The sequence below is a fragment of the Streptomyces sp. V4I2 genome (assembly GCF_030817655.1).
GTDB lineage: Bacteria > Actinomycetota > Actinomycetes > Streptomycetales > Streptomycetaceae > Streptomyces > Streptomyces plumbiresistens.
On record NZ_JAUSZM010000003.1, the window covers coordinates 5,175,618 to 5,196,552 of the forward strand.

The window sequence follows — 20,935 nt, forward strand, 5'->3', positions numbered from 1 at the left end:
GGCGCCCTAGAACGGCAGTGGCCGCCCGTGCACCACCTCCAGCCGGGACACCGCCCGGGTGAGCACCACGTACAGCCGGTGCAGCCCCCGCTCCTCCGCCTCCGCGATCGCGGCGGGCTCGACGGCGACGACATGGTCGTACTCGAGGCCCTTGACCAGGGTCGCGGGTACGACGCTCACCCGCGCGGCCGGTTCGGACGGGTCCGCCACCGGGATCCCCGCCTCGTCGAGCGCCCGCCGCACCCGCTCGACCTCCGCGTCGGCCGCGACGACCCCGACGGACCCTTCGCGCGCCGCCGCATCCCGTACGGCATCCACGACCGCCCCCAGCAGCTCACCGTCCGCGACCGGCCGGAGCTTCAGCTCCCCGTCCCCGCGCAGCGACCGCCCCGCCGGGACGTCCACGTCCAGCCGGGCCAGCAGCCGGTTGGCGAACGCCACGACGGCCTTCGGCACCCGGAAGCCGGTCGTCAGCGGTACGACGGCCGCGTCCGGTTTCCCCAGGTGGCGCAGGGTCGTGTCCCAGGACCGGGCCGCCCAGGGGGTGGTCCCCTGCGCCAGGTCGCCGAGGACGGTGAGCGAGCCGAAGGGCGCCCGGCGGGCGATCGCCCGGCACTCCATCGGGGACAGGTCCTGCGCCTCGTCGACGACGAGATGGCCGTACGCCTCCGGATGCTCCACGAGCCCGGCGACCTCGTCGAGGAGGACGAGGTCCGCGGCCGACCAGCGCGCCGACTTCCACGACCGCGGCGGCCTCGCCCACAGCAGCGCCTTCTGCTCGTCGGCGTCCAGTAGTCCTTCCGACGCGGCCCCCAACACCGCCGGACCGGTGAGGAGTTCGGCGACGACCTCCTCCGCCCTGACCCGCGGCCACACGGCATCGACGTACCCCCCGACCGCCCGCGACCGCGAGACCCGCTGCACCCAGGCGGCGCTCCGCGGCCCCGCCCGCCGCTCGGCCCGCAGCTGCACACACCGCACGACCCGGCTGCGCACCCGCTCCCGCCCGACACCGTACGGCGGCTCCTCGGCCCGTACGTCGGTCACGATCCGCGCGAGCTCGCCGGCGGCCACCCGCCACCGGTACGACCCGTCGGGCACCGCGAGATCCACGGCCGCTTGCTCCCCCGACACCCGCGCGTACAGCGCCCGCCGCAGCACCTGAGCCATCCGGACGTCGTGCTTGACGGCGGCCGTCCGCTCCTCGTCGGCACCGGTGACCGGGTGCCGGGCGATCTCCTCCAGGAGCGTCGACTGCCGCACGCCCGTCTCGCCCAGGGCCGGCAGGACCGCCGCGATGTACGACAGGAAGGTCCGGTTGGGCCCGAGGATCAGCAGGCCACCGCGGCGGATGCGCTGCGGGTGGGTGTAGAGCAGGTAGGCGGCCCGGTGCAGCCCGACGGCCGTCTTGCCGGTGCCCGGGGCGCCCTGCACACACACCGACACGGCCAGGTCCCCGCGTACGAGATCGTCCTGCTCGGGCTGGATGGTCGCGGCGATGTCCCGCATCGGCCCGACCCGAGGCCGCTCGATCTCCCGGGCGACGATGTCGCTGACCCGCGACTCCCCTTCGCCGAGATGCTCGTCCTCCAGCCCCGTCAGATCGTCGGAGTCGCCGCGGCTGCCGGGCGCCCAGCCGAAGCGGCGGCGGACGGCGACGCCCTGCGGGTCGCCGGCGCTCGCCTGGTAGAAGGCGCGGGAGACGGGGGCGCGCCAGTCGACGACGAGGGGCGGCGCGGCGGGGTCCTCGCTGATCCGCAGCCGCCCGAGGTGGTACCGCTGCCCGGCATGCTCCCCACCCGAGAAGTCCAGCCGCCCGAAGAACAACGGCCCTTCGGGCAGTTCCCGCATCTCCTTGGCCCGGCTGCGCAGCCGGTACCCGAGGACCTCGGCGTCGGCACCGGAGGCGGAGACGTCCTCGCCGGTGACGACGTGTTCCCCGGCCCCGTCGACCATGGCGGTGAGGGCGGCTCGGCAGCGGTCGTGGTGGGCGCGTTCGTGGCGGAGGGCGTCCTGGAGGGAGGGATCGGGTGACGTCATTCCAACGAGCGTACCGGAATAACGTAACCGGGTTAAATTTTTTACTCAGTACCGCATGCTGGCTTGCTCACGCCAGGTGCGGCAACCCGGCCGCCAACATCCCGAACGCCCGCTCCGCAGCCGCCACCGCATCCCCCCGTACGTCCGCCGCCCGCTCCCCGCCCGCGATCCGCCGCCAGTTCTCCAGCGCCAGGACCCGCTGTACGGCCACGATCTGCCCGGCGGCCAGCCGCGCCTCCAGCCCACCCCCGAGCGCCTCGGCCAGCGCGGCCTCGGACCGCTCCTGGAACCCGTACAGACGGGCCACCAGCGCGGGCGTCCCGTACAGCAGGGCGTGGAAGGCGAGCACCTGGGGATGGTCATTGAGCCCGGTCACGGGATCACACCGCTCCAGCCCGTCGAGAAAGTGCCGCCGCAGCGCCACGAGCGGCGCCGCCTCTCCCCGCGCCACCACCCGCGCGGCCTCCCCCTCGTGATCGGCGAACCGGTACAGGACCAGGTCCTCCTTCGCCGGGAAGTACCGGAACAGCGTCGGCTTCGAGATCTCCGCCGCGGCCGCCACCTCGGCGACGGACACCGCATCGAACCCCTTCTCCAGGAACAGCCGGATCGCGAGCTCCGACACGGTCTCGTACATCCGCCGCTTCTTGCGCTCACGCAGCCCGACCGCGCCCGCCTCGCCGTTCTCAGCCATGGGGTGAGGGTACGCAGGTACGCACCACCCTGCGCTCGGCCGGGGCATGGCCTCCCTAGGCCAGGGCCCGGGCAAGGTAGGGGTTCGCCGTCAGCCGGACCGGCAGGCCGAGGGAACCCGTGGCGACCGCCAGTGTCACGGCGTACGAGTCGACCGCCCGCTTGACGTTGGGGGCGTCCAGGCTCGCGCCCGTCACGATGCGGTCGAGGTCGATGTACGCGGACCGGACGATCTCGATCCAGCGGTACACACGCCAGTCCTTGCGCCAGTCGCGGGTGTACTCGGGCGGCAGCTTCTTCTCCCAGCGACGGAACATCCGGTCCCGGATCTCCGGCCGGGTCGGAGTGAGGTGCATGTGCCGCACCAGGTCGTAGAGCGGATCGCCGACCACGGCCATCTCCCAGTCGATGATGGTCAGCGCCAGCTCGTCGTCCCGCCGTACCAGGTTCCACGGGTTCAGGTCGCCGTGCAGCAGCGCCGGTTCCCGATGGCTCACCTCATGCCGGGAAAGGATCTCCTGCAGACGGTCCGCTTCAGGCAGCCCGAGCAGCCGGGCGAGCTGCTGCGACTCCTTCGGCAACTCACGCACCAGCGTAACGAGTTGGCCCCTCAGCCAGCGGTGGAAGCTGCCTTCCCCGGAGGTCGGGTCGACCTGCTTGTACTTCACGCGCGTCAGTGCGCAGAGCTGATCGACGAGCGCGTCCGCCTCGTGCGGCAGCAGCCCGTGCTCCGGATGGCGGAGGGGCCTGTCGATGTCCCACGGTCCGACGTACGTGTGAATGGCGAAGCGGTCGTTCGGATAGCTCTCGCCCAGCGCCAGGGCCCGCGGCGCCGCCACGGCGATGTGGGCCTCCTCGATGGCCCTCAGTACGGCGTGTTCACTGAGGAAGCTGCGCTCCCGGCGGCAGACGTCGGGCAGCTTGCGCCGCACGACCACGGGAAAGGCGATGCTCGGCACCCGGACCACGGTGTTGAGGTGCGCGGTCCCCTTGAACACCCGGCCCGCGGGAGCGGCCCCCTCCGCCACCAGGGCCTCCCGCACCGCGGAGACGGGAAAGTCCGGATGCTCGGGAAGACGCCGGTCCGGCTCCCAGCGGAAGGTCTGGACGAGCCGCCCCTGACCGTCGTACGAACCGCCGCTTCGGGACGTCAGCCACCGGAACAGAGCCCGCTCGATCTCCAGCTCGCCCGGCAGGTTGGTAAGGCGCAACGGCTCCGCAGCCGCTTCGAGGGCGCGGCGCACCTCCGCCGTCGCCTCGTTCAGGCTCTTCTGGGTGCGGGTCTCCTCCAGGAACCGCGCGGCCCGCATCACGTCCGGGTAGACGGACTGCGCCCGCTCGAAGGCGACGTAGTGGCGCAGGTCCCGGGTCAGGCCGTTCACGGCAGCGGGACGAGTACGCTGCATGGCCTCGGCCCACGCCTCGACCACCTCGTCCCACTGGTGCGGCGGGTACTGCATGCGCACAAGATGGGTCGCGAGGTCGTGCAGGGGGTCGCCGTAGGTCGCCAGCTCCCAGTCGACGCAGATGAGCGGCGGAGCGCCGCCGTACGACACGATCAGATTGTCGCGGTGCAGGTCGGCGTGGAGCAGGCTGTACGGCCGCCGGGCCATGGTGGGGACCCGCTCGGCCAGCCGGAGCAGAGCGTCCTCGGGAATGCCGAGCGACGCGAACAGCCCGCCGAAGACCGCCCGGTTGGGCCGCCTGATCTGCCGGTCCGCGAGGTGCGCCAGAGTCCGTAGGAATCCCTGGCTGTCCGTGTCGTTGCGCGGCCAGACGGACGGCAGCGCCGGCAGCGCCCCGCGCCGCACCTGCGTCATCTGTGCGAGCAGGCCTGCCAGGGCCTTGATGAGCAGAGTGTCGACCGGTTTGCCGTTCGCACAGACGGCGGAGAGCGGTACGCCTTCCACATGGCTGTGGATCGCGAAGTGTTCCCGTTGGACGAGGCACTCCGGCACGTGCGGCAGGACCCCCTTGATCGCGGCGAGGATCTCCCCCTCGTCCTGCCAGGTCCTGATCACCACAGGCAGCACGTCGCTGCGCCGGATCCGGACGGTGACGGAGGTGCCGACCGGACGCCGGAGCGCACGCGCCATGGGTTCCGTCAGGGGGAGCACGTAGTTCTGGTTGTGGTACCCGCTGGCCGACTGGCCCTCCGCGGCGGCCCATCCCACGAACGCTTGGTACGTGTCGTCGAGCGTGGCGCGCTCCCCGACAGGACGGGGATCGGGACGTGCGCCCACTGGCTGCTCCGGGTACGAGAAGGGGGAAGCTATGGCAAACCGTAAGCACGCGTCGGGAATCACGCATGAGGAACGACGCCGACGTGGCCACAATGGGTGGTCTGCCACTCTTCTGCGCGAGGTCCGTGCGAAGCCGTTCGTCGTCGTTCGCGGTCGGCCTGTTGGCCTTTTCATACGGACGAAGGCGAGCGTTTGCTCAGTGTGTGCGGGCATGCTAGCAAGCTGCGGGACCCGTCCTTGACCCGGTTCGGCTATTCGGAGAGATGGTGCCAGACCGAGTCGAACCATTTCTGCATGCTGTCCACGAAGACGGTGCCCGGCGAGTTGGTGTCCCCGTCCTTCACATGGTGGGTCAGAGTGGCGCCGAAGCCGAGGACATCGAGCGCGGTGACCTCCTCGCCGGAGTCCAGCACGATTTTGCGCTCGATCACTTCGTACAGCCCGTGCAGTGCCTCGATGCCGTTGAACAGGTAGAGCTTGAAGGCCGGGGTCAACGGCGCGTGACGGATCTGTACGTCGACGAACGGCACCAGCCCTTCGGTATGCAGATCTCTCAGCAATCCCTCAAGTGACTTTGTGTGCCGCTCGGTAATGGTGCGCAGGCGCTCCCGCAGGCGCGGGTCGTTCTTGTCGTCCTTGACGCGCGGGTAGGGCAGGGGCAGCGTCACGTCCGGCAGGAGCATGCGCAGGGCGATGTGCTGGGGCGTGATGGCGCCGCCGCGGATGCGCTCCACCTGGAGCCGGATGTGCGCGTCCAGGGATTCCGACGTCAACGTATAGACGTCCAAGGTGACTTCGGGCTGTTCGAAGGCCTCACTGATGAGCGGTCCCAGCGTCATGCCGTGGCGCGACCTGGTTGCCTTGGCCGCCGAGGACTGTATGCGCTGGGTCTTGATCACCCGTGACCCGCTGCCCTGCCGTGACTCGACCCAGCCCTCGTTGGCCAGCTCCCGCAGTGCCCGCTGCACGGTGTCCCGGGAGACTCCCAGTTCCTCCGCGAGGTCGCGCTGTGAGGGCAGGAAGGAGCGCAGCGGATACGTCCCGTCCGTCATCCGCCCGCGCAACTCGTCGGCGACCCGCTGGAACTCCCTGCCGCCGCCACCCTCGCCGGTCTGCTGTGTATCCACGTGTGGACCGTACCGCTTCCGGTCCACCACCAAACCAATCGCGAACCAACTAGACGGTCACATTGGCCTGTTGGTTAAGCGATCAATTGGACTGGGCAGACCAGTCCCAAGCAAGTCAGTCCAATTGGACGGATTGTTGGGGCACTTCACCGGAAGCGGAAGGGAGGTGGATGGACATGCTCCTGTTCCATGTACTCACGGGACTCTGCGAGCTCTCCCTGGGCCTGCTGGCGCAGGCGAAGCTCGGTGCGCTCGGTGTGGTGCTCCTGTTCCTGATCGGCGTGGGCATAAGGGCGCGCCGTGGCGGTCTCGCCGTCGGGGCCGCTGTGGTGTTCGCGCTGTTGATGACTCAGGCCTGAGCGCGGAGCAGATTGAGCACAGGCTCCAGCGAGGCGACGACCGCCGTCGCGCCCGCGTCCCTCAGAAGCTTTTCCTTGTGGTCATTACGCGCGTAGCCCAGGAACGGAACTCCGGCCTCATTGGCGGCGAACAGGTCCGAGGGGGTGTCGCCGATCATCAGCGCGGCTGACGGCGCCGAACCCATCGCGTTCAGGGCCCGGTTGAGGCAGTGCGGGTCGGGCTTGAGGTGGCTGAGTTCCTGGGTGCGGCCGTAGATGTGGGGGGAGAAGCAGGCGGTGAGCCCGCGGCCGGCCAGGTAGGTGCGGACCACGCGGGGGGAGTTGTTGGTGGTGATCGCCAGCCGGGACCCGACCGCCGTCCAGGTGCGGATCAGCGGGTCGGCATACGGGGTGGGCATGGCCGACGAGGTGGCCCGCAGTTCTTCCTGGGTGAGACGTTCCTCCAACTCGTCCACCAGGTCACTGCCCGGGTGTCTGCGGTCGACGGCCCGCAGGACTATGTGCGGATCCAGGGACCGCCGCTCGGCCTCGCTCAGCAAGCCGCGCAGCCCCTGCCCTTCGAGCCAGTCCACCAGGTCGTCCGCCACCTTGGCCGCCGCGTGGCCGGCGAACAGGCGGCAGATCGGACCGTCGAAGTCCCAGAGCACGACACGCGCGCGCGTGATCAGTTCTTGCAGTGCCTCGGTCTCCGCTGCCACAGGGTCAGTCTGCGTCGTATCAGAAGTCACTAGGAGAGTGTCAGGTCCGTCGTGATGGTTTCCCAGAGGGCGTCGAACCACTTCTGGGATTCGTCCACAAATGCGGCGTCGCGCTGGCCGGCCGCGCTGTCGAAGGAGAAGAGGAGGGATTCGGTGCCGAGGACGTCGTACATGTCGAGAGTGCCGCTGTCCGAGAGCTCCTCTCGGCGGGTGACCATGTAGTACGCCATGAGCGCCTCCGTGCCGTTGAGCAGGTACAGCTTCACCGGTGGGGTGAAGGGGAGGGCGCGGAACGTGACCGAGACGTCGATGCCGTGCGAGGAGCGCAGGGAGCGGAGGTTGTGGCGCAGGACGTGACCCTGGGCGTTGCGCATGTCCAGCCAGCGCTGGTGGACCGGATCGTCGTCGCCGCTGCCGTCGACCTGGACCGGGAAGGCCAGGGTGATGTCACGGGAGGGCAGGAGGATGCGGGCGTCGATGGAGCGGGGGCGGATGCGGCCCTCATGGATGTGGCGGATCGGCTCGCCCAGGGCCAGCATCAGCGACTCTGCGGTGAGGCACGCCGCGTCGATGCGCACCTCGGGGGCGGAGAAGGCCGCCGTGAGGCGGGAGGCCAGGCCGACCATGGTCGGCTGCGGCTCCTCGCTGTTCGGGGTGACCTCGGCGATCCGCGGCGGGCTTCCCTTGCTCACGTTGCTGAGCAGCCCGTCGTCCTGGAGCACCCGCAGGGCCTGCCGGACAGTGCCCCGCTCCACGTTGAACTCCTCCGCGAGTTCCGCCTGGGTGGGGAGGCGTTGGCCCGCCTTGAGGTCACCCGCCCGGATGCGTTCGCGCAGGATGTCGGCGATTTCCTGGGGGGAGAGCCTTCTGCTGCCGTTCACTGCCGCCACGTTCTCCTGGGTCACGACCAAACGCTACAACTTCGATCCATCTATGGGGAGTTGTTTGGAAGTTGTTTATGAGTAGCTGCCAAGTGGGGACAACATAACCAGAGTTGGTTGCCAACTTGGTCAAGTTGGCGGAAGTTTTACCTCCCGTTCCGTCCCGCCCCGGAAGCCCGAAGGGGGAACCACCGTGCCTGTCCTCGCCCTCATCGCCGCAGTGTTCGTCGTCGGCATCGAGCAGACCGTCCAGTGGAAGTACGGTTTCGCCGGCATCGCCGGACTGCTCCTGCTCACCATAGGCATCAAGGCCAAGAGCCCGGCCGTCAGCTCCGTCGGGGCGGTCATGCTCGCGTTGCTGGTCACGAGGCCCTCCCTATGACCGAACGGCGCCCCGATCAGCCCCTGTAGGAGACGTCAGCTCGTGAGCAGCAGCTCCGAACTGATCGTCTCCCACAGTGCGTTGAACCACAGGTGGGACTGCTCGACGAAGGTCGTGTCCCGCAGGTCGGTGCCCTGCGCGAAGGCGAACAGCATCGACCGGGTGCCCTCGGCGTCGTACATCTCCAGCTGCTCGTGGTCGATCTCCTCCGCGCGCCGCATCAGCAGGTAGTACGCGAACAGCGCCTCCGTGCCGTTGAGCAGGTACAGCTTCACCGGCGGGGTGAAGGGCAGCGCGCGGAACGTGACGTGCACGTCGATGCCGTGGGTGGCGCGCAGGGCGAGCAGGTTGTGCTTCAGGACCTGGCCCTGGGCGTTGCGGTGGGCCAGCCAGCGCCGGCGGACCGGGGCGCCCTCGCCGTGCCCCTCGACCGGGACCGGGAAGGCGAGGTCGATGTCCCGGCTCGGCAGCAGGACGCGGACGTCGATCTTGGCCGGTTTCAGCCGTCCGGCGTGGATCTGGCGCAGCGGTTCGCCGATGGCGAGCGTGAGGGAGACGGAGGTCAGACACAGGGCGTCGATCTCGACGTGCGGGGCCGCGAAGGCGGCCGCGATACGGGGAGCGAGGGCCACCGTGGTGGGTTGCGGCGGGGCCCCGGGGCCGCCCGGCATCCCGCCCAGGCCCAGGTCGGGGGCCACGGTCGCGGGGCTTCCCTTGGAAACGTTGGTCAGCAGGTGCTCCGACTGCAGGATGTACAGCGCCTGCCGTACGACCCCCCGCTCGACCTCGAACTCGTCGGCCAGCCTGGCCTGCGTGGGCATGCGCTGGCCCGGCCGCAGTGCCCCGGACCGGATCCGGGCACGCAGCTCGTCGGCCACCTCGCGATGTGTCCTCTGTGGCCGTTGTGCCCTCTTCCGCCCATTGACGGCGGCGTGTTTCGGGTCCACGACCAAACACTACAACTTCCCGCCATCTTTGGGCAGTTCAAGTGAAGGTGGTTATGAGTCGCTTCCAAGTGGAGAGAAGTACAGTGAAGTTGGTCGCCAACTTGAGCAACATGGTCAAACTTTCACAAGGTTGGCCACCGCCCGAACAAGGGGGACCGCCATGCCGCTCATCGCCCTCGTCGTCGCCGCCCTCGCCGTCGGCTTCGAACAGCTTGTCCAGTGGAAGTGGGGGGCGATGGGCATCATCGCCTTCGTCGCCCTGACCGTCGGCGTCAAGGCCAAGAGCGTCGCGATCGGCGGCATCGGAGCGGTCATCCTCGTGATGCTGCTCGCCCAGTCCGGCTGATCGGGCTCCCTTCCGGAGGGGAGCCGGGAGCCTGGTCGGTCTGCACAGTCACAACTGAAGATCGTCGGCATCGAGCACAGCCACAACTGAACATGGTCAGCACAGCCACAACTTCACAGCTCGCTACGGATACAGAGCAGTAAGCAACACACAGGCAAGCAGCAAGCAGCACCGTCGTCGGCAGAAAGGAGGTCTCAGAACATGTCCGGGCACCACGGTCGCCTGGACGTACGCAGCAGGGCGTCGGCCAACCGGGCGGCGCCCGCTCGTTCTTCCCGGACCCGGCCCAGCGCCGCCAGCCGCACCGCGGACTCGTCGCCCAGCCACAGGGTCGCCAGCTCGCCGGCCTCCAGCGTGAGGTCGGCGTTCTGCTGCGTCGGCGTACAGGATCCGCCCTCCGCCGACGCCTCCAGCCGGTAGCGTCCGCCGGCCAGGCCGTCCCGGTCGGTCACCTCGAGGACCAGCGAGCCCTCACCGGCGTACGTCCGCGCCTCCAGCGCCCGTACGACGTCCAGGATCCGCACCCACAGCCAGTCGCCCTGGGTGGTGGCCGTGGCCGCCCTCGGGTTCGGCAGGAGGAACGGGAGCAGGTCGTCGGGGGCCCGCCAGCCGCTCTTCACCTTCGTGACCCAGTCGATCGAGCAGAGGTAGTGCCACAGGGCGCGCTCGGCGGTCGGGGTCGCCGCGAGCAGCCACCTCACGGACACCGTGTCGTGCGGCTGCTTGCCGTGCCAGTTGTCGTCGGCCGCGTACGAGACCAGGCCGTCGACCTCGCCGTCCGCCGAGCGGTACACCGCGTAGTGCGGCTCGGTCCACGACGGGTCGAACCGTACGGCACCGGTGTTGATCCGCCACCACTGCTCGTCGCGGCTGACCGCGCCGGGCTGGGCGCGGCGCACCCGCTCGTGGAGTTCGGGGCCGAGCTTGCGGACGTCCTCGCCGTCCACGAGGTCGATACGGCCGCCGTCCTCGGGACTGCCGGAGCGGCGGGGGTCGAGGCCGGTGCGCGGGACGTCGACCGTCCACTCGGTCATCCAGGTGGCGGGACCGAAGCCGTAGCGGCCGTAGATCCGGTACTCGGCGGCGATCAGCGTGGCGACGACGTCGCCGCGGTCCTTCGCGGCCGCCAGGTCCTGGGCCATCATGCGGGTGAGCAGGCCGCGGCGGCGGTGGGTGGCCGTGACGGTGACGCCGGTGACCGCGCTGGCGGGGACGGGTGCGCCGCCGACGGCCGTGAGTTCCTGGGTGAAGGACTTGAAGGTGGCGACGCATCGGCTGTTGTGGAAGGCGCCGAGGTAGCGGCCGGGTTCGCCGGTCTCGAACTGGGCGCGGCGGGCTTCGAGTTCCGTCTCGGAGGGGAAGGGCTCGCGCAGGAAGCCGGTGTTCACCGCGCGGAGCCAGTCGGGGAACTCGGACTCGGTGATGGGGCGGACGTCGATGTCGGGGCGGCGGCTCGGGTGGGTCATGGGATCACGGTAGGCGGGCGGCGGGGTGGTGTCGCGGGGGTTTCCCCGCCCCCGCCGGAAGGACCTCGAGAACAGCTCCGCCCCTCAGAACGTCGCCCGAATCTCCCCCACCACCCGTCCCCCGCCCTCCAGCGGTGCCCGCCCGATCCGCTCCACCACCGGCGCATCCACCCCCATCAGCTCCAGCGCACGCCCCAGCACCGGCCCCAGCGCACGCCCGCCGCCGTCCTCCACCTTGAAGGCCAGCGCGCGCCCGTCCGGCAGGGCGACCGCCTGGACCGCCTCCGCGCCCATCTTCGACAGGGCGCCCGGGACCTCGCGCATCAGCCAGGTGTCGGGGCGGCGGGTGCCGGCCACGTACTCGGGGTGGGCTCGCATGGCGTCCGCGACCCGGCGTTCGGCCGTGCCGGGGTCGGCGCGGACGAAGGTGCGGTAGGCGCGGGCCAGGCCGGTCAGGCTGATCGCCATCAGGGGCGCCCCGCAGCCGTCCGTGCCCACCGCGGCCACCTTCTCGCCGGCCGCTTCCTCCACACCCCTGTGGATGAGCTGCTGCAGGGGATGGTCGGCCGCGAGATACGTCTCCAGCGGCCAGTCCCGCAGCGCGCTCACCGCCAGCATCGCCGTGTGCTTGCCGGAGCAGTTCATGGTCACGCGGGAGCGGACCGCGCCCGACGCCAGATACGTCTCCCGCTCCTCCGCGTCCAGCGGCAGGTCCGGCGGGCACTGGAGCAGGGAGGCGTCCAGCCCGTGCTCGTCCAGCATCTTCTGGACCAGGTCGCGGTGGAAGGACTCCCCGGAGTGGCTGGCCGCGGCCAGCGCCAGCCGCTCCCCCGCCAGGTCCAGGCCCGCCCGCAGCACGCCCGCCGCCTGCATCGGCTTGTTGGAGGACCGCGGGAAGACCGGGGACGTCACATCGCCGAGCGCGAGCTCCACCGCCCCGTCCGCGTCCAGCAGGACCAGACTGCCCCGGTGCCGCCCCTCGACGAACCCGGAGCGCACGACCTCGGCGAGGACGGGCGGTATGGCAGGCAGGGCGGCGGAACGTGACTCGGGCATCGGCGGTGGCCTTCCGGAGATCGGCAGATCAACAATCGGCAGATCACGAGATCGGGTGACCCGCCCTCGCGGCGGGCCCGGGATCGCCGGTACGGCCGCCGCCTCAGGTGAGCAGGTCGTCGACCTGCGCTTCCCCTTCACGGTACCTGCGGGCCATCTCCGCGCTGCAGTCGTCGGCCGTGCGCTGCAGCCGCTGCCGGCGCCGGGACACCTGCTGCTCGTACCGCACCAGCCGGCCCATCGCGGTGTTCAGCTCCAGGTCGGTTCGCGCCCCCAGGTCCGACAGCTCGACCTCGGCGAGCATCTCCGCGGCCAGCAGCCGGTACTCCTCGCGGTGCGGGGTGCCCAAGGTCACATGGCGGGCGGAGGAGCGGATGCGGGCCGGGGCGTCGGTGAGGATCTCCGACAGCCGGTCGACCACGGCCGCCGCCCCCGCGGGGGACCGCCGGACCAGCTCCGCCCGCAGGATGTCGATACGGCCCTGGAGCAGCCGCCGTACGTAGCTGAGGTCGGCCTCGTCCCGCTGGGCGTCCCGGCGCAGGGTGCGCAGTTCGGGCAGGCTCAGGACGGCCAGGTCGGGCCCGGTCGGGTCGGCGGGCAGCAGCGGGCTGCCCGTGCGCTGCACGGGGGGCCGCTGGATGCCCAACCGCCCCTCGGTACTCGGTGTGCTCATGTGTCTCTACCGTCCCCTCGACCGGATGTGGAAGCATCGTGCCACCCCAAGTGGCCGCTATGTGACCGAGTGCCCCTGATCGGCCCCAGATGGGCGGTTAAGGATGAGAAAAAAGGCACGTGCGGAGCACTGCCGGCGGCCCGGCATGATGGTCGTATGCGTGCAGTGGTGCAGAGGGTGGACGGCGCGAGCGTCGTCGTGGACGGGGAACACGGTCCGGAAACAGTCGGGGAGATCAGCGGCGAGGGACTGTGCGTCCTGGTCGGCGTGACCCACGAGGACACCAAGGAGAAGGCGGCCCAGCTCGCCCGCAAACTCTGGTCGATCCGCATGCTGGCCGACGAGCGGTCGTGCAGCGACATCGACGCCCCGCTCCTCGTCATCAGCCAGTTCACGCTCTACGGCGACGCCCGCAAGGGCCGCCGCCCCACCTGGAACGCGGCCGCCCCCGGCGATGTCGCCGAGCCCCTCGTCGACGAGGTGGTCGCGCAGCTGCGCTCGCTGGGCGCGACGGTTCGAACGGGCCGCTTCGGCGCGAAGATGCGGGTGTCGCTGACGAACGACGGCCCGTTCACCGTGCTGATCGAGATCTGAACCCCGAACACCTAGGGCTCTACGACGACTTCCTGGGCGGCGGCCGTCGTGTCGGCCAGCAGCCGCGCGTCCAACGGCACGTTCCGCTTCACCAGTGCCAGCGCGACCGGCCCCAGCTCGTGGTGGCGTACGGACGTCGTGATGAAGCCGATCTTGCGGCCGTCGGCGCCCTCGTCCGCGAGGCGGATGTCCGTGCCGGCGGTCGGGAGGTGGACCTCGCTGCCGTCGAGGTGGAGGAAGACGAGCCGGCGCGGCGGCTTGCCGAGGTTCTGCACCCGGGCGACCGTCTCCTGCCCCCGGTAGCAGCCCTTCTGCAGGTGCACGGCCGTGTCGATCCAGCCCAGCTCGTGCGGGATGGTGCGGTGGTCGGTCTCGAAGCCGAGGCGGGGGCGGTGGTGCTCGACGCGCAGCGCCTCATACGCCAGGATCCCGGCCGCGGGGCCGGACTTCTCGGCGTACGACTCCAGGTCCGCGCGCGGCAGGAAGAGATCACGGCCGTACGCCGTCTCGCGGACGACGACGCCCTCGGGCACCTCGGTGATGGAACCGGCCGGCAGGTGGACGATCGCGATGTCGGCGGTACGGTCGGCGACTTCCACCCGGTAGAAGAACTTCATCGACTCCAGGTAGGCGATCAGCGCGTCCTGGGTGCCGGGCTCGACGTGCATCCAGACCGTCGCGCCGTCGTCCACCAGGTACAGGGCGTGCTCGATGTGGCCGTGCGCGGACAGGATCAGGGCCTCGGTGGCCTGTCCCGTGGGCAGGTCGCTGACGTGCTGGGTGAGGAGCAGGTGCAGCCAGCTCAGCCGGTCGTCACCGGTGACGGCGACGACCCCGCGGTGCGAGAGATCGACGAAACCGGTGCCGTCGGCGAGGGCGCGCTGCTCACGGAACAGGTCGCCGTAGTGGGCGGCGACGCCTTCGTCCACACCCTCGGCGGGGACGGCGCCGGACAGGGACAGCAGGGGGCTCTTCATATGACTAAGCCTACGACTCGGTAGTTGAACCCTTCAGCGAACAGTCCTTGCACCGGCCGAAGATCGCGAAGTGCTTCATGTCGGTCTCGAAGCCGAACTCCTTGCGGAGCTTGGCGGTGAACTCGGCCGCCACCGAGATGTCGGCCTCGATGACGTTCGTGCAGTCGCGGCAGACCAGATGGATGTGGTGGTGCCGGTCGGCCAGGTGGTACGTCGGCGCACCGTGCCCCAGATGGGCATGGCTGACCAGCCCGAGCTCCTCCAGGAGCTCCAGCGTCCGGTACACGGTGGAAATGTTGACCCCCGACGCGGTCTTCCTCACCTCGATGAGGATGTCGTCGGGGGTCGCGTGCTCCAGGGTGTCCACGGCTTCGAGCACAAGCTGACGCTGCGGCGTCAGCCGATAGCCGCGCTGCCTGAGGTCGCTCTTCCAATCGGTGCTCACCACACCAGAGAGTCTAGGACTACTTGAAGAACGCGATGCCGTCGTCCGGCATGTCGTCGGGCAGGGCCCTGGCCCAGCGCTCGACGTCCTCGGGGGTGACGACCTTCTTCAGGTGGGCCGACATGTAGGGGCGCAGCTCGACCTCGGGGGTCTGCTTCTCGCCGACCCACATGAGGTCGCTGTTGACGTAGCCGTACAGCCGCTTGCCACCGGTATACGGGCCGGAGGCGGCCGTACGGGCCACCGCGTCCGTGACCAGGTCGATCTGCGGCTTCTGCTTGGCCAGCTCGCCGTACCAGACCTCGACGACACCGTCGTCGCGGACCATGGTGATCTCGACCTTGCGGTCGGCGTCGACCCGCCAGAAGCCGGACTCGGACTCCAGCGGGCGGACCTTGTTGCCGTCCTTGTCGAGCACCCAGGTGTGGGAGTGGTACTCCAGGAAGTCCCGGCCGTCGTGCGTGAAGGAGACCTCCTGTCCGAAGTTGCACTTCTCGGAACCGGGGAAGTCGTGCACGCCCGCGCCCGCCCAGTTGCCGAGCAGGAAGACGAGGGGGACCAGGTCCTTGTGGAGGTCGGACGGGATCTCGATCATGAGCAGCAGTTCCTAGACGTGGGTCAGCGCTGGCCCTGGTACAGCTTCTTCACCGTCAGTCCGGCGAACGCGAGCACGCCGACGCAGACCAGGACCAACAGGGCTTCGAAGACAACCTCAAGCACGGAGTGCTCCTCGGACGATCGTGGATGGCAGTACACAGTGGGATGGCGGTACACAAAAGCCGGGCCCCAGCTTACGCGGCCGGGGCCCGGCTCTCTCCGTGAGGTCCGCCCTGGCGGGCGTCACCCCAGCAGCTGGCTCTGCAGGGTCACCGTCTGCTGGAACGGAACGGCCTCGGCCGTGCCCTTCCGGGACTGGATGATCACGGCGAGGACGTCACCGGCGGCCAGGTACGCCTGCCGGACGTGCTCGGCGCCGTACGGCTTCGACTCGGTGTAGACCGTGCGCTGGACGTCGTCGACGCGGGCCGGCTCCGGGAAGTCCTCGTCGGAGACGGAGGAGCCCGCACCGCGCAGCAGGAGGCCGGGGCTGCCGTACGGGGCGATGTCCGTGGAGAACGCCTCGTCCACGACTGCCGCGGTGTCGAAGTGCAGGAGGTAGATCCGGGTGTGCGTGCCGTCCTCGGTGGTCCAGCCGCGGGCCGCGATGTGCCGCAGGCCGTCGTCGGTGAGCTGCTGCCGGAACTCCTCGCGCTCCTCCGCCTCGTACGCCGCCAGGAAGTCCTTCGTCGCCAGCCAGCCGTCCGAGCCGCGCAGCGCCTTGTCCTCCGCGGCGCCCACGGGGGCGGGCAGGACGAGGGCCCGCAGGTCGGCGTAGTGTGCGCCGGCCTTGTTCGCCTCGGCGAAGGGCTCCGGGCTGCCCGAGGGCAGCGGCGGCTTCGTCAGCGCCGGGTAGTCCCAGCGCCCGTCCGACTCCGTCGCCAGTCCCGGTACGTCCGTCCGCTCCATCCGCGTGATCCCGTACGCCGCCGACGCCCCGACCGCCGCGCACACCACGACGGCGGCGGTCCAGCGCAGGACGGCGCGCAGGACTCGGCGGTCTTTGGGGGTGGGGGGTGCGGGAGGTGCGGGAGGTGCCTGGAGGGGCGGTGCCATGGGGGGCGGGGGCAGGACGGGCTGCGGCTCCGGTGCTGTCGGCTCCGCTGCCGTCGGCTCCGCTGCCGTCGGTTCCGTCGCCGTCGGTTCCGTGGTCCGGGGCTGCTCGGTCATACCGCCTCCCCCGGTTCGGCTATGCGGTCGAGCTGCTCGGCGAGGAGCATCGCGACTCCCTTGGTGTCGAGTGGCTTGACGCCTTCGGCGGTGGCGGTGAGCAGGACGTCGCCCTGGTAGGCGGAGCAGTACATGCTGTCGAGGTCGTCGTCCGCGTCGGTCTTGGGCGGCAGGAAGCACTCGGCGTTCTTGTGGCCCTTGATCTCGGGGCCCTTGCGGAAGACGTCCAGGGCGTCGAGGAACTCGCTCTGGAACGTGGCCATGTCCCGCACGGCCGCCCGGCTCTCCATCTGCGCCAGCACGATGCTCACCGCGTAAGTGCCCTCGTTCTCACTGAGCGCGCTCGGGTCCGAGCTGAGGTAGCTGCGCATCGCCATGCCTGTGATGTGCTGCCGGTCGATCTCCTTCTCCAGCTGCTTGCGCTGGGTGCGGGGCAGGTCGCTCAGCGACTCCTTGCGCAGGGCGGTTGCCTGGGCGCCGCTGAGCTGCGCGTCGGAGCCGAACTCGCCGAGGTCGGGGCCACGCGTCCAGCCGTCGGTGCCGTACGGCACGAGCACGCCGGCGAGGCCCTTGGCGGTGGCCGCCTTCTTGTCCTCGACCGTGGTCTTCGGGAACTTCCAGACGGGGGCGCCGGCGTCGCGGTCGGCGTCGTTCACGGTCACCACGGTGTGGCCGACACCGGCGACGACGGCTCCGACGACCACGAGGGCTCCGGCCACGGCGGCGACACGGCCGCGGAGGAAGGGCTTCTTACCAGGAGTCTGCGTGCTCGGAACCGGCTCGTTCTGGTTCTCGGTCACAGCCGCTCCATCTGGCGCTTTGCCACGTCCATGATCTTCTTCTTGCTGATCGGCCTGGTGTCGTAGATCCAGATCTCCATGACGACGTCCCCGCGCCAGGCGTGGGCCTCCGCGCTGTAGAGCGGCAGATAACCGTCCTCGGTCTCCGGCTCGGTGTGGACGTACGCCATGCCGCTCCCGGTGCCGGGGATGATCCAGCTGTCGGTGGCGTCCTCGGCGTCCGCCCAGTACTGGTTGCTCTCCACCACCTCGGGGGCCGCGGGCGACTCCTCCTGGCGGAACTGGATCAGCCGGATCTCCAGGGTGGTGGTGCCGGACTCCCAGCCGGTGACGGCCGCCCGGCGGAACTCGTCGCCGACGAGGTCGCCGAAGATCTCGTCCGGCGACTCGTACATGTCGGCGTAGGCGGCCAGGTCCATCCAGCCGTCGGCGCCGGCCAGCCAGTCGGCCTCCTTCGTGCCGCGCGGCTTCTTCAGCAGCAGCTTGCGCAGGTCGCCGTCGGTCCTGACCCGGCGGTCCTGGGCGGCGGACAGCGGCTCGGGCCCCTTGCCCTTCGCCTGCGGCAGCGTCGGCTGCGAGAGCGGCGGCAGCCTGGTCGGCTCGCGGTCGGCCTGGACGAGGTAGCCGGCGCAGGTACCGGCGACCAGGCCGAGGACGGCGGCGCCGGCGATCAGCAGTGCGGTGCGCCCGCGGCGCCTGGGCCGGGGTGCGGCCTGTGAATCAACCGGAGCAACCGGGGCGACTGGGGCGTCGGCTACTTCTTCGGGTACTTCCAAGACGTCCCCCCACAGAACGTGAAGTGCGCATTCCCTATGCGCGCTCACAGGAGACTCGTGGTCAAAGCACCGAGTTGTAAGGGAGTTGATTACGATTCGGCCATGGCGAAGAAGCTCGTGATCAAGGTGACGGCGGGGGCGGATTCCCCCGAGCGGTGCTCGCAGGCGTTCACGGTGGCGGCGGTGGCCGTGGCCAGCGGCGTCGACGTCTCCCTGTGGCTGACCGGCGAGTCCGCGTGGTTCGCCCTCCCGGGCCGGGCAGCCGAGTTCGAGCTCCCGCACGCGGCCCCGCTCCCCGACCTCCTGGACTCGGTACTGGCCGCCGGCCGCGTCACCCTGTGCACCCAGTGCGCGGCCCGCCGGGACATCACGGAGAAGGACGTCATCAAGGGCGTACGCATCGCGGGAGCCCAGGTGTTCGTCCAGGAGTCCCTGGCGGACGAGACGCAGGCGCTCGTCTACTGAGACGCCTGGACCCAGAGGCAGAAGGGGTGCCCGGCCGGGTCGTACAGCACTCGTACGTCGTCCTGGGGCTGGTACGCGGCGAGCCGCGCCCCCTCGGCGACGGCCCGCGCGGTCTCGGCCTCCAGGTCGTCGACCTCGATGTCCAGGTGCAGCATCATCTGCTGGTCTCCGGGGTCGCGGGAGGGCCAGACGGGCGGGACGTACGCGGGTTCGGTCTGGAAGGAGAGCGCCGTGCCCCCGGCGCCGGGCGGCGGGCCGACGAGCACCCAGTCGGGCTCCTCGGCGCGCACCTCGTACCCGAGCAGACGCATGTAGAACCCGGCCGGCTCGTGCGCGTCACGCGCGTCGAGCACCACGGTGGACAGCCTCGCAGGCGACATGCGCCTCTTCCTACTGCGGACGCCTCTTCCCGTCCAGCTCGTCCCACCAGTCGTCGGACTTCGGGTCGCCGGAGGGGTCGTCCCACCAGCGGTCGTCCGGGCCGCGACGATTGGCGATCATGGCGGCGACCGGGGGGATCACCATGGCGACCACACACATTCCCACCGCCACGGGAACCGACCAGAGGCGTACGACTCCCCAGGCCAGGACGAAGAGCCCGATGCAGGTCCCCATCATGGCGAAGTAGACGTGCCGGCGCCGTGCGTACATGGCTCCAGGGTAGGTCCGTGGCCGGGTGTGCCGAAGGGCCGCACCCCGGGGTCCAACCCCGGGGTGCGGCCCTTCAGTCGTCAGGTTCTGCCTCAGACCGCGATCGCGACCTCGGCGAGACCGCCCTGCTCCGCGACGACCGTGCGGTCGGCCGTGCCGCCGGGCACGAGGGCGCGTACGGTCCAGGTGCCCTCGGCCGCGTAGAAGCGGAACTGACCCGTCGCGGACGTCGGGACCTCCGCGGTGAACTCGCCGGTCGAGTCCAGGAGACGGACGTAACCGGTCACGGGCTCGCCGTCGCGGGTCACCTGACCCTGGATCGTGGTCTCACCGGGCTTGATCGTCGAGGCGTCCGGGCCGCCGGCCTTCGCTCCACACATGTCTGTCTCCAGAGGTCGTTCAGGTCGGGGTTACTTGTTGGCGCCGAGCTCGATCGGCACGCCCACGAGGGAGCCGTACTCGGTCCAGGAGCCGTCGTAGTTCTTGACGTTCTCCACACCGAGCAGCTCGTGCAGGACGAACCAGGTCAGCGCGGAGCGCTCACCGATGCGGCAGTAGGCGATGGTGTCCTTGGCGAGGTCGACCTGCTCGTCGGCGTAGAGCTCCTTGAGCTCCTCGTCCGACTTGAAGGTGCCGTCGTCGTTGGCGTTCTTCGACCACGGGATGTTGCGGGCGGACGGGACGTGACCCGGGCGCTGCGACTGCTCCTGCGGCAGGTGGGCGGGGGCCAGCAGCTTGCCGGAGAACTCGTCGGGCGAACGCACGTCGACCAGGTTCTGCGCACCGATCGCGGCGACGACGTCGTCACGGAAGGCGCGGATCGCGGTGTTCTGCGGCTTGGCCTGGTACTCGGTCGTGGGGCGCTCGGGTACGTCCTCGACCAGCTCGCGGGCGTCCAGTTCCCACTTCTTGCGGCCGCCGTCGAGAAGCTTGACGTTCTCGTGGCCGTACAGCTTGAAGTACCAGTAGGCGTACGACGCGAACCAGTTGTTGTTGCCGCCGTAGAGGATCACCAGCGTGTCGTTGGCGATGCCCTTGGCCGACAGGAGCTTCTCGAAGCCCTCCTGGTCGACGAAGTCACGGCGGACCGGGTCCTGGAGGTCCTTGGTCCAGTCGATGCGGATCGCGTTGCGGATGTGGTTCTTCTCGTAGGCGGACGTGTCCTCGTCCACCTCGACGACGGCGATGCTGGGGTTGTCGAGGTTGGCCTCGACCCAGTCGGCGTCGACCAGGACGTCGCTGCGGCTCATGCTCTTTCTCCTCCGGGGCAGTTACGGCGGGGCGTGCAAGTCAGAGGTGTGCGCGTGCAGGCCGCCAGAAGGCGCGTGCGCACGAATGCCCTGGGCAGGGCGGGGGATACGGAAGGCTGCGCTTCCGCTCAGAAAGTGCGACAGAGCATGGCGGAGACGCGGCACAGGTCTACTGCCCGCCGCTTCGTGAGATCCGCCTGTCGCTTCATGGCCTCGATCGTAGGGACGGACAGGCGCGCGTGTCACCGGCGTGTCGTATTTTGAGACGCGATCGTCCGGGATGTGGGACACACCGAGCG

The 20,935-nt window shown here is 70.1% G+C and carries 26 protein-coding genes; 5 read left to right on the plus strand and 21 right to left on the minus strand.

Going from position 1 to position 20,935, the window contains the following annotated elements:
* Positions 1-6 precede the first annotated feature (6 nt).
* From QFZ76_RS24370 to QFZ76_RS24385, 4 genes are all read right to left on the minus strand, one after another.
* Positions 7-2,040: an AAA family ATPase gene (locus QFZ76_RS24370; protein ID WP_307675741.1), complete on the minus strand. Its 2,034-nt coding sequence runs from the start codon at positions 2,038-2,040 to the stop codon at positions 7-9.
* Between the two features lie 67 nt (positions 2,041-2,107).
* A complete protein-coding gene (locus QFZ76_RS24375; protein ID WP_307675742.1) occupies positions 2,108-2,734 on the minus strand; it encodes a TetR family transcriptional regulator in 627 nt (208 codons plus the stop codon).
* Positions 2,735-2,789: 55 nt separating this feature from the next.
* Positions 2,790-4,976, minus strand: a complete 2,187-nt coding sequence (locus QFZ76_RS24380) for an aminoglycoside phosphotransferase family protein (protein WP_307675743.1) — start codon at positions 4,974-4,976, stop codon at positions 2,790-2,792.
* 251 nt (positions 4,977-5,227) lie between these two features.
* Positions 5,228-6,103, minus strand: coding sequence for a winged helix-turn-helix domain-containing protein (locus tag QFZ76_RS24385; RefSeq protein WP_307675744.1), 876 nt, complete (start codon positions 6,101-6,103; stop codon positions 5,228-5,230).
* Positions 6,104-6,273: 170 nt separating this feature from the next.
* Between QFZ76_RS24385 and QFZ76_RS24390 the strand changes: the two genes are divergently transcribed.
* On the plus strand, positions 6,274-6,462 hold the full coding sequence (locus QFZ76_RS24390; RefSeq protein WP_307675745.1) for a hypothetical protein: 189 nt from the start codon (positions 6,274-6,276) through the stop codon (positions 6,460-6,462).
* Here QFZ76_RS24390 and QFZ76_RS24395 read toward each other — a convergent pair.
* Entirely contained in the window at positions 6,453-7,160 is a 708-nt protein-coding gene (locus QFZ76_RS24395; RefSeq protein ID WP_307675746.1) for an HAD family hydrolase, read from the minus strand. The two genes, QFZ76_RS24390 and QFZ76_RS24395, sit on opposite strands and share 10 nt — an antisense overlap.
* Before the next feature lie 29 nt (positions 7,161-7,189).
* Complete coding sequence (locus tag QFZ76_RS24400; RefSeq protein ID WP_307675747.1) at positions 7,190-8,071, minus strand: GntR family transcriptional regulator; 882 nt, start codon at positions 8,069-8,071, stop codon at positions 7,190-7,192.
* Positions 8,072-8,234: 163 nt separating this feature from the next.
* On the opposite strand from QFZ76_RS24400, the gene QFZ76_RS24405 reads away from it, so the two are divergent.
* Positions 8,235-8,423, plus strand: coding sequence for a hypothetical protein (locus tag QFZ76_RS24405; protein WP_266437402.1), 189 nt, complete (start codon positions 8,235-8,237; stop codon positions 8,421-8,423).
* 35 nt (positions 8,424-8,458) lie between these two features.
* Here the strand turns inward: QFZ76_RS24405 and QFZ76_RS24410 are convergent, their stop codons facing one another.
* Positions 8,459-9,376: a GntR family transcriptional regulator gene (locus QFZ76_RS24410; protein WP_307675748.1), complete on the minus strand. Its 918-nt coding sequence runs from the start codon at positions 9,374-9,376 to the stop codon at positions 8,459-8,461.
* Between the two features lie 154 nt (positions 9,377-9,530).
* Between QFZ76_RS24410 and QFZ76_RS24415 the strand changes: the two genes are divergently transcribed.
* Positions 9,531-9,716 (plus strand): hypothetical protein, encoded by a 186-nt coding sequence (locus tag QFZ76_RS24415; RefSeq protein ID WP_307675749.1) that lies wholly within the window; start codon positions 9,531-9,533, stop codon positions 9,714-9,716.
* A gap of 194 nt (positions 9,717-9,910) precedes the next feature.
* Here QFZ76_RS24415 and QFZ76_RS24420 read toward each other — a convergent pair whose 3' ends face one another.
* The 3 genes from QFZ76_RS24420 to QFZ76_RS24430 form a co-directional block, all read right to left on the minus strand.
* Positions 9,911-11,182, minus strand: a complete 1,272-nt coding sequence (locus tag QFZ76_RS24420; RefSeq protein WP_307675750.1) for a GNAT family N-acetyltransferase — start codon at positions 11,180-11,182, stop codon at positions 9,911-9,913.
* Positions 11,183-11,266: 84 nt separating this feature from the next.
* The gene (locus tag QFZ76_RS24425; RefSeq protein WP_307675751.1) at positions 11,267-12,238 is read right to left on the minus strand and encodes an asparaginase; all 972 of its coding nucleotides are present in this window, start codon (positions 12,236-12,238) and stop codon (positions 11,267-11,269) included.
* A gap of 103 nt (positions 12,239-12,341) precedes the next feature.
* On the minus strand, positions 12,342-12,911 hold the full coding sequence (locus QFZ76_RS24430; RefSeq protein ID WP_307675752.1) for an aerial mycelium formation protein: 570 nt from the start codon (positions 12,909-12,911) through the stop codon (positions 12,342-12,344).
* Positions 12,912-13,067: 156 nt separating this feature from the next.
* Between QFZ76_RS24430 and dtd the strand changes: the two genes are divergently transcribed.
* Positions 13,068-13,505: a D-aminoacyl-tRNA deacylase gene (gene dtd, locus QFZ76_RS24435; RefSeq protein ID WP_307675753.1), complete on the plus strand. Its 438-nt coding sequence runs from the start codon at positions 13,068-13,070 to the stop codon at positions 13,503-13,505.
* A gap of 11 nt (positions 13,506-13,516) precedes the next feature.
* Here the strand turns inward: dtd and QFZ76_RS24440 are convergent, their stop codons facing one another.
* From QFZ76_RS24440 to QFZ76_RS24465, 6 genes are all read right to left on the minus strand, one after another.
* A complete protein-coding gene (locus QFZ76_RS24440; protein WP_307675754.1) occupies positions 13,517-14,482 on the minus strand; it encodes a folate-binding protein YgfZ in 966 nt (321 codons plus the stop codon).
* A gap of 10 nt (positions 14,483-14,492) precedes the next feature.
* Positions 14,493-14,930, minus strand: a complete 438-nt coding sequence (locus QFZ76_RS24445) for a Fur family transcriptional regulator (protein ID WP_266437384.1) — start codon at positions 14,928-14,930, stop codon at positions 14,493-14,495.
* A gap of 16 nt (positions 14,931-14,946) precedes the next feature.
* Positions 14,947-15,522 (minus strand): FABP family protein, encoded by a 576-nt coding sequence (locus QFZ76_RS24450; RefSeq protein ID WP_307675755.1) that lies wholly within the window; start codon positions 15,520-15,522, stop codon positions 14,947-14,949.
* A 245-nt stretch (positions 15,523-15,767) separates the two neighbouring features.
* Positions 15,768-16,694 carry a hypothetical protein gene (locus tag QFZ76_RS24455; protein ID WP_373464347.1) on the minus strand — a complete coding sequence of 309 codons (927 nt, stop codon included), beginning with the start codon at positions 16,692-16,694 and terminating at the stop codon, positions 15,768-15,770.
* Positions 16,691-17,494 (minus strand): hypothetical protein, encoded by an 804-nt coding sequence (locus QFZ76_RS24460; RefSeq protein ID WP_307675756.1) that lies wholly within the window; start codon positions 17,492-17,494, stop codon positions 16,691-16,693. Before QFZ76_RS24460 ends, QFZ76_RS24455 begins: the two co-directional genes overlap by 4 nt.
* Complete coding sequence (locus QFZ76_RS24465) at positions 17,491-18,270, minus strand: hypothetical protein (protein WP_307675757.1); 780 nt, start codon at positions 18,268-18,270, stop codon at positions 17,491-17,493. The genes QFZ76_RS24460 and QFZ76_RS24465 overlap by 4 nt, the downstream gene beginning before the upstream one ends.
* Before the next feature lie 102 nt (positions 18,271-18,372).
* On the opposite strand from QFZ76_RS24465, the gene QFZ76_RS24470 reads away from it, so the two are divergent.
* Positions 18,373-18,735, plus strand: a complete 363-nt coding sequence (locus QFZ76_RS24470; RefSeq protein WP_307675758.1) for a DsrE family protein — start codon at positions 18,373-18,375, stop codon at positions 18,733-18,735.
* Here QFZ76_RS24470 and QFZ76_RS24475 read toward each other — a convergent pair.
* The 5 genes from QFZ76_RS24475 to QFZ76_RS51840 all read right to left on the minus strand — a co-directional run bounded on the left by QFZ76_RS24475 (position 18,729) and on the right by QFZ76_RS51840 (position 20,845).
* Entirely contained in the window at positions 18,729-19,115 is a 387-nt protein-coding gene (locus tag QFZ76_RS24475; protein ID WP_307675759.1) for a VOC family protein, read from the minus strand. The genes QFZ76_RS24470 and QFZ76_RS24475 overlap by 7 nt on opposite strands.
* A 10-nt stretch (positions 19,116-19,125) precedes the next feature.
* Complete coding sequence (locus QFZ76_RS24480) at positions 19,126-19,386, minus strand: DUF3099 domain-containing protein (RefSeq protein WP_266437369.1); 261 nt, start codon at positions 19,384-19,386, stop codon at positions 19,126-19,128.
* A gap of 92 nt (positions 19,387-19,478) precedes the next feature.
* Positions 19,479-19,766 (minus strand): DUF1416 domain-containing protein, encoded by a 288-nt coding sequence (locus QFZ76_RS24485; RefSeq protein ID WP_037688344.1) that lies wholly within the window; start codon positions 19,764-19,766, stop codon positions 19,479-19,481.
* 30 nt (positions 19,767-19,796) lie between these two features.
* Positions 19,797-20,636, minus strand: coding sequence for a sulfurtransferase (locus tag QFZ76_RS24490; RefSeq protein WP_307675760.1), 840 nt, complete (start codon positions 20,634-20,636; stop codon positions 19,797-19,799).
* A gap of 128 nt (positions 20,637-20,764) precedes the next feature.
* Positions 20,765-20,845, minus strand: coding sequence for a putative leader peptide (locus QFZ76_RS51840; RefSeq protein ID WP_373464534.1), 81 nt, complete (start codon positions 20,843-20,845; stop codon positions 20,765-20,767).
* Positions 20,846-20,935: the final 90 nt, after the last annotated feature.

Coding starts and splice junctions, on each gene's coding strand:
- QFZ76_RS24430 (WP_307675752.1), bottom strand. CDS start 12,911: ATGAGCACACCGAGTACCGAGGGGCGGTTGGGCATCCAGCGGCCCCCC.
- QFZ76_RS24420 (WP_307675750.1), bottom strand. CDS start 11,182: ATGACCCACCCGAGCCGCCGCCCCGACATCGACGTCCGCCCCATCACC.
- QFZ76_RS24490 (WP_307675760.1), bottom strand. CDS start 20,636: ATGAGCCGCAGCGACGTCCTGGTCGACGCCGACTGGGTCGAGGCCAAC.
- dtd (WP_307675753.1), top strand. CDS start 13,068: ATGCGTGCAGTGGTGCAGAGGGTGGACGGCGCGAGCGTCGTCGTGGAC.
- QFZ76_RS24375 (WP_307675742.1), bottom strand. CDS start 2,734: ATGGCTGAGAACGGCGAGGCGGGCGCGGTCGGGCTGCGTGAGCGCAAG.
- QFZ76_RS51840 (WP_373464534.1), bottom strand. CDS start 20,845: ATGAAGCGACAGGCGGATCTCACGAAGCGGCGGGCAGTAGACCTGTGC.
- QFZ76_RS24440 (WP_307675754.1), bottom strand. CDS start 14,482: ATGAAGAGCCCCCTGCTGTCCCTGTCCGGCGCCGTCCCCGCCGAGGGT.
- QFZ76_RS24370 (WP_307675741.1), bottom strand. CDS start 2,040: ATGACGTCACCCGATCCCTCCCTCCAGGACGCCCTCCGCCACGAACGC.
- QFZ76_RS24425 (WP_307675751.1), bottom strand. CDS start 12,238: ATGCCCGAGTCACGTTCCGCCGCCCTGCCTGCCATACCGCCCGTCCTC.
- QFZ76_RS24480 (WP_266437369.1), bottom strand. CDS start 19,386: ATGTACGCACGGCGCCGGCACGTCTACTTCGCCATGATGGGGACCTGC.
- QFZ76_RS24475 (WP_307675759.1), bottom strand. CDS start 19,115: ATGTCGCCTGCGAGGCTGTCCACCGTGGTGCTCGACGCGCGTGACGCG.
- QFZ76_RS24450 (WP_307675755.1), bottom strand. CDS start 15,522: ATGATCGAGATCCCGTCCGACCTCCACAAGGACCTGGTCCCCCTCGTC.
- QFZ76_RS24415 (WP_307675749.1), top strand. CDS start 9,531: ATGCCGCTCATCGCCCTCGTCGTCGCCGCCCTCGCCGTCGGCTTCGAA.
- QFZ76_RS24455 (WP_373464347.1), bottom strand. CDS start 16,694: ATGACCGAGCAGCCCCGGACCACGGAACCGACGGCGACGGAACCGACG.
- QFZ76_RS24390 (WP_307675745.1), top strand. CDS start 6,274: ATGGACATGCTCCTGTTCCATGTACTCACGGGACTCTGCGAGCTCTCC.
- QFZ76_RS24485 (WP_037688344.1), bottom strand. CDS start 19,766: ATGTGTGGAGCGAAGGCCGGCGGCCCGGACGCCTCGACGATCAAGCCC.
- QFZ76_RS24470 (WP_307675758.1), top strand. CDS start 18,373: ATGGCGAAGAAGCTCGTGATCAAGGTGACGGCGGGGGCGGATTCCCCC.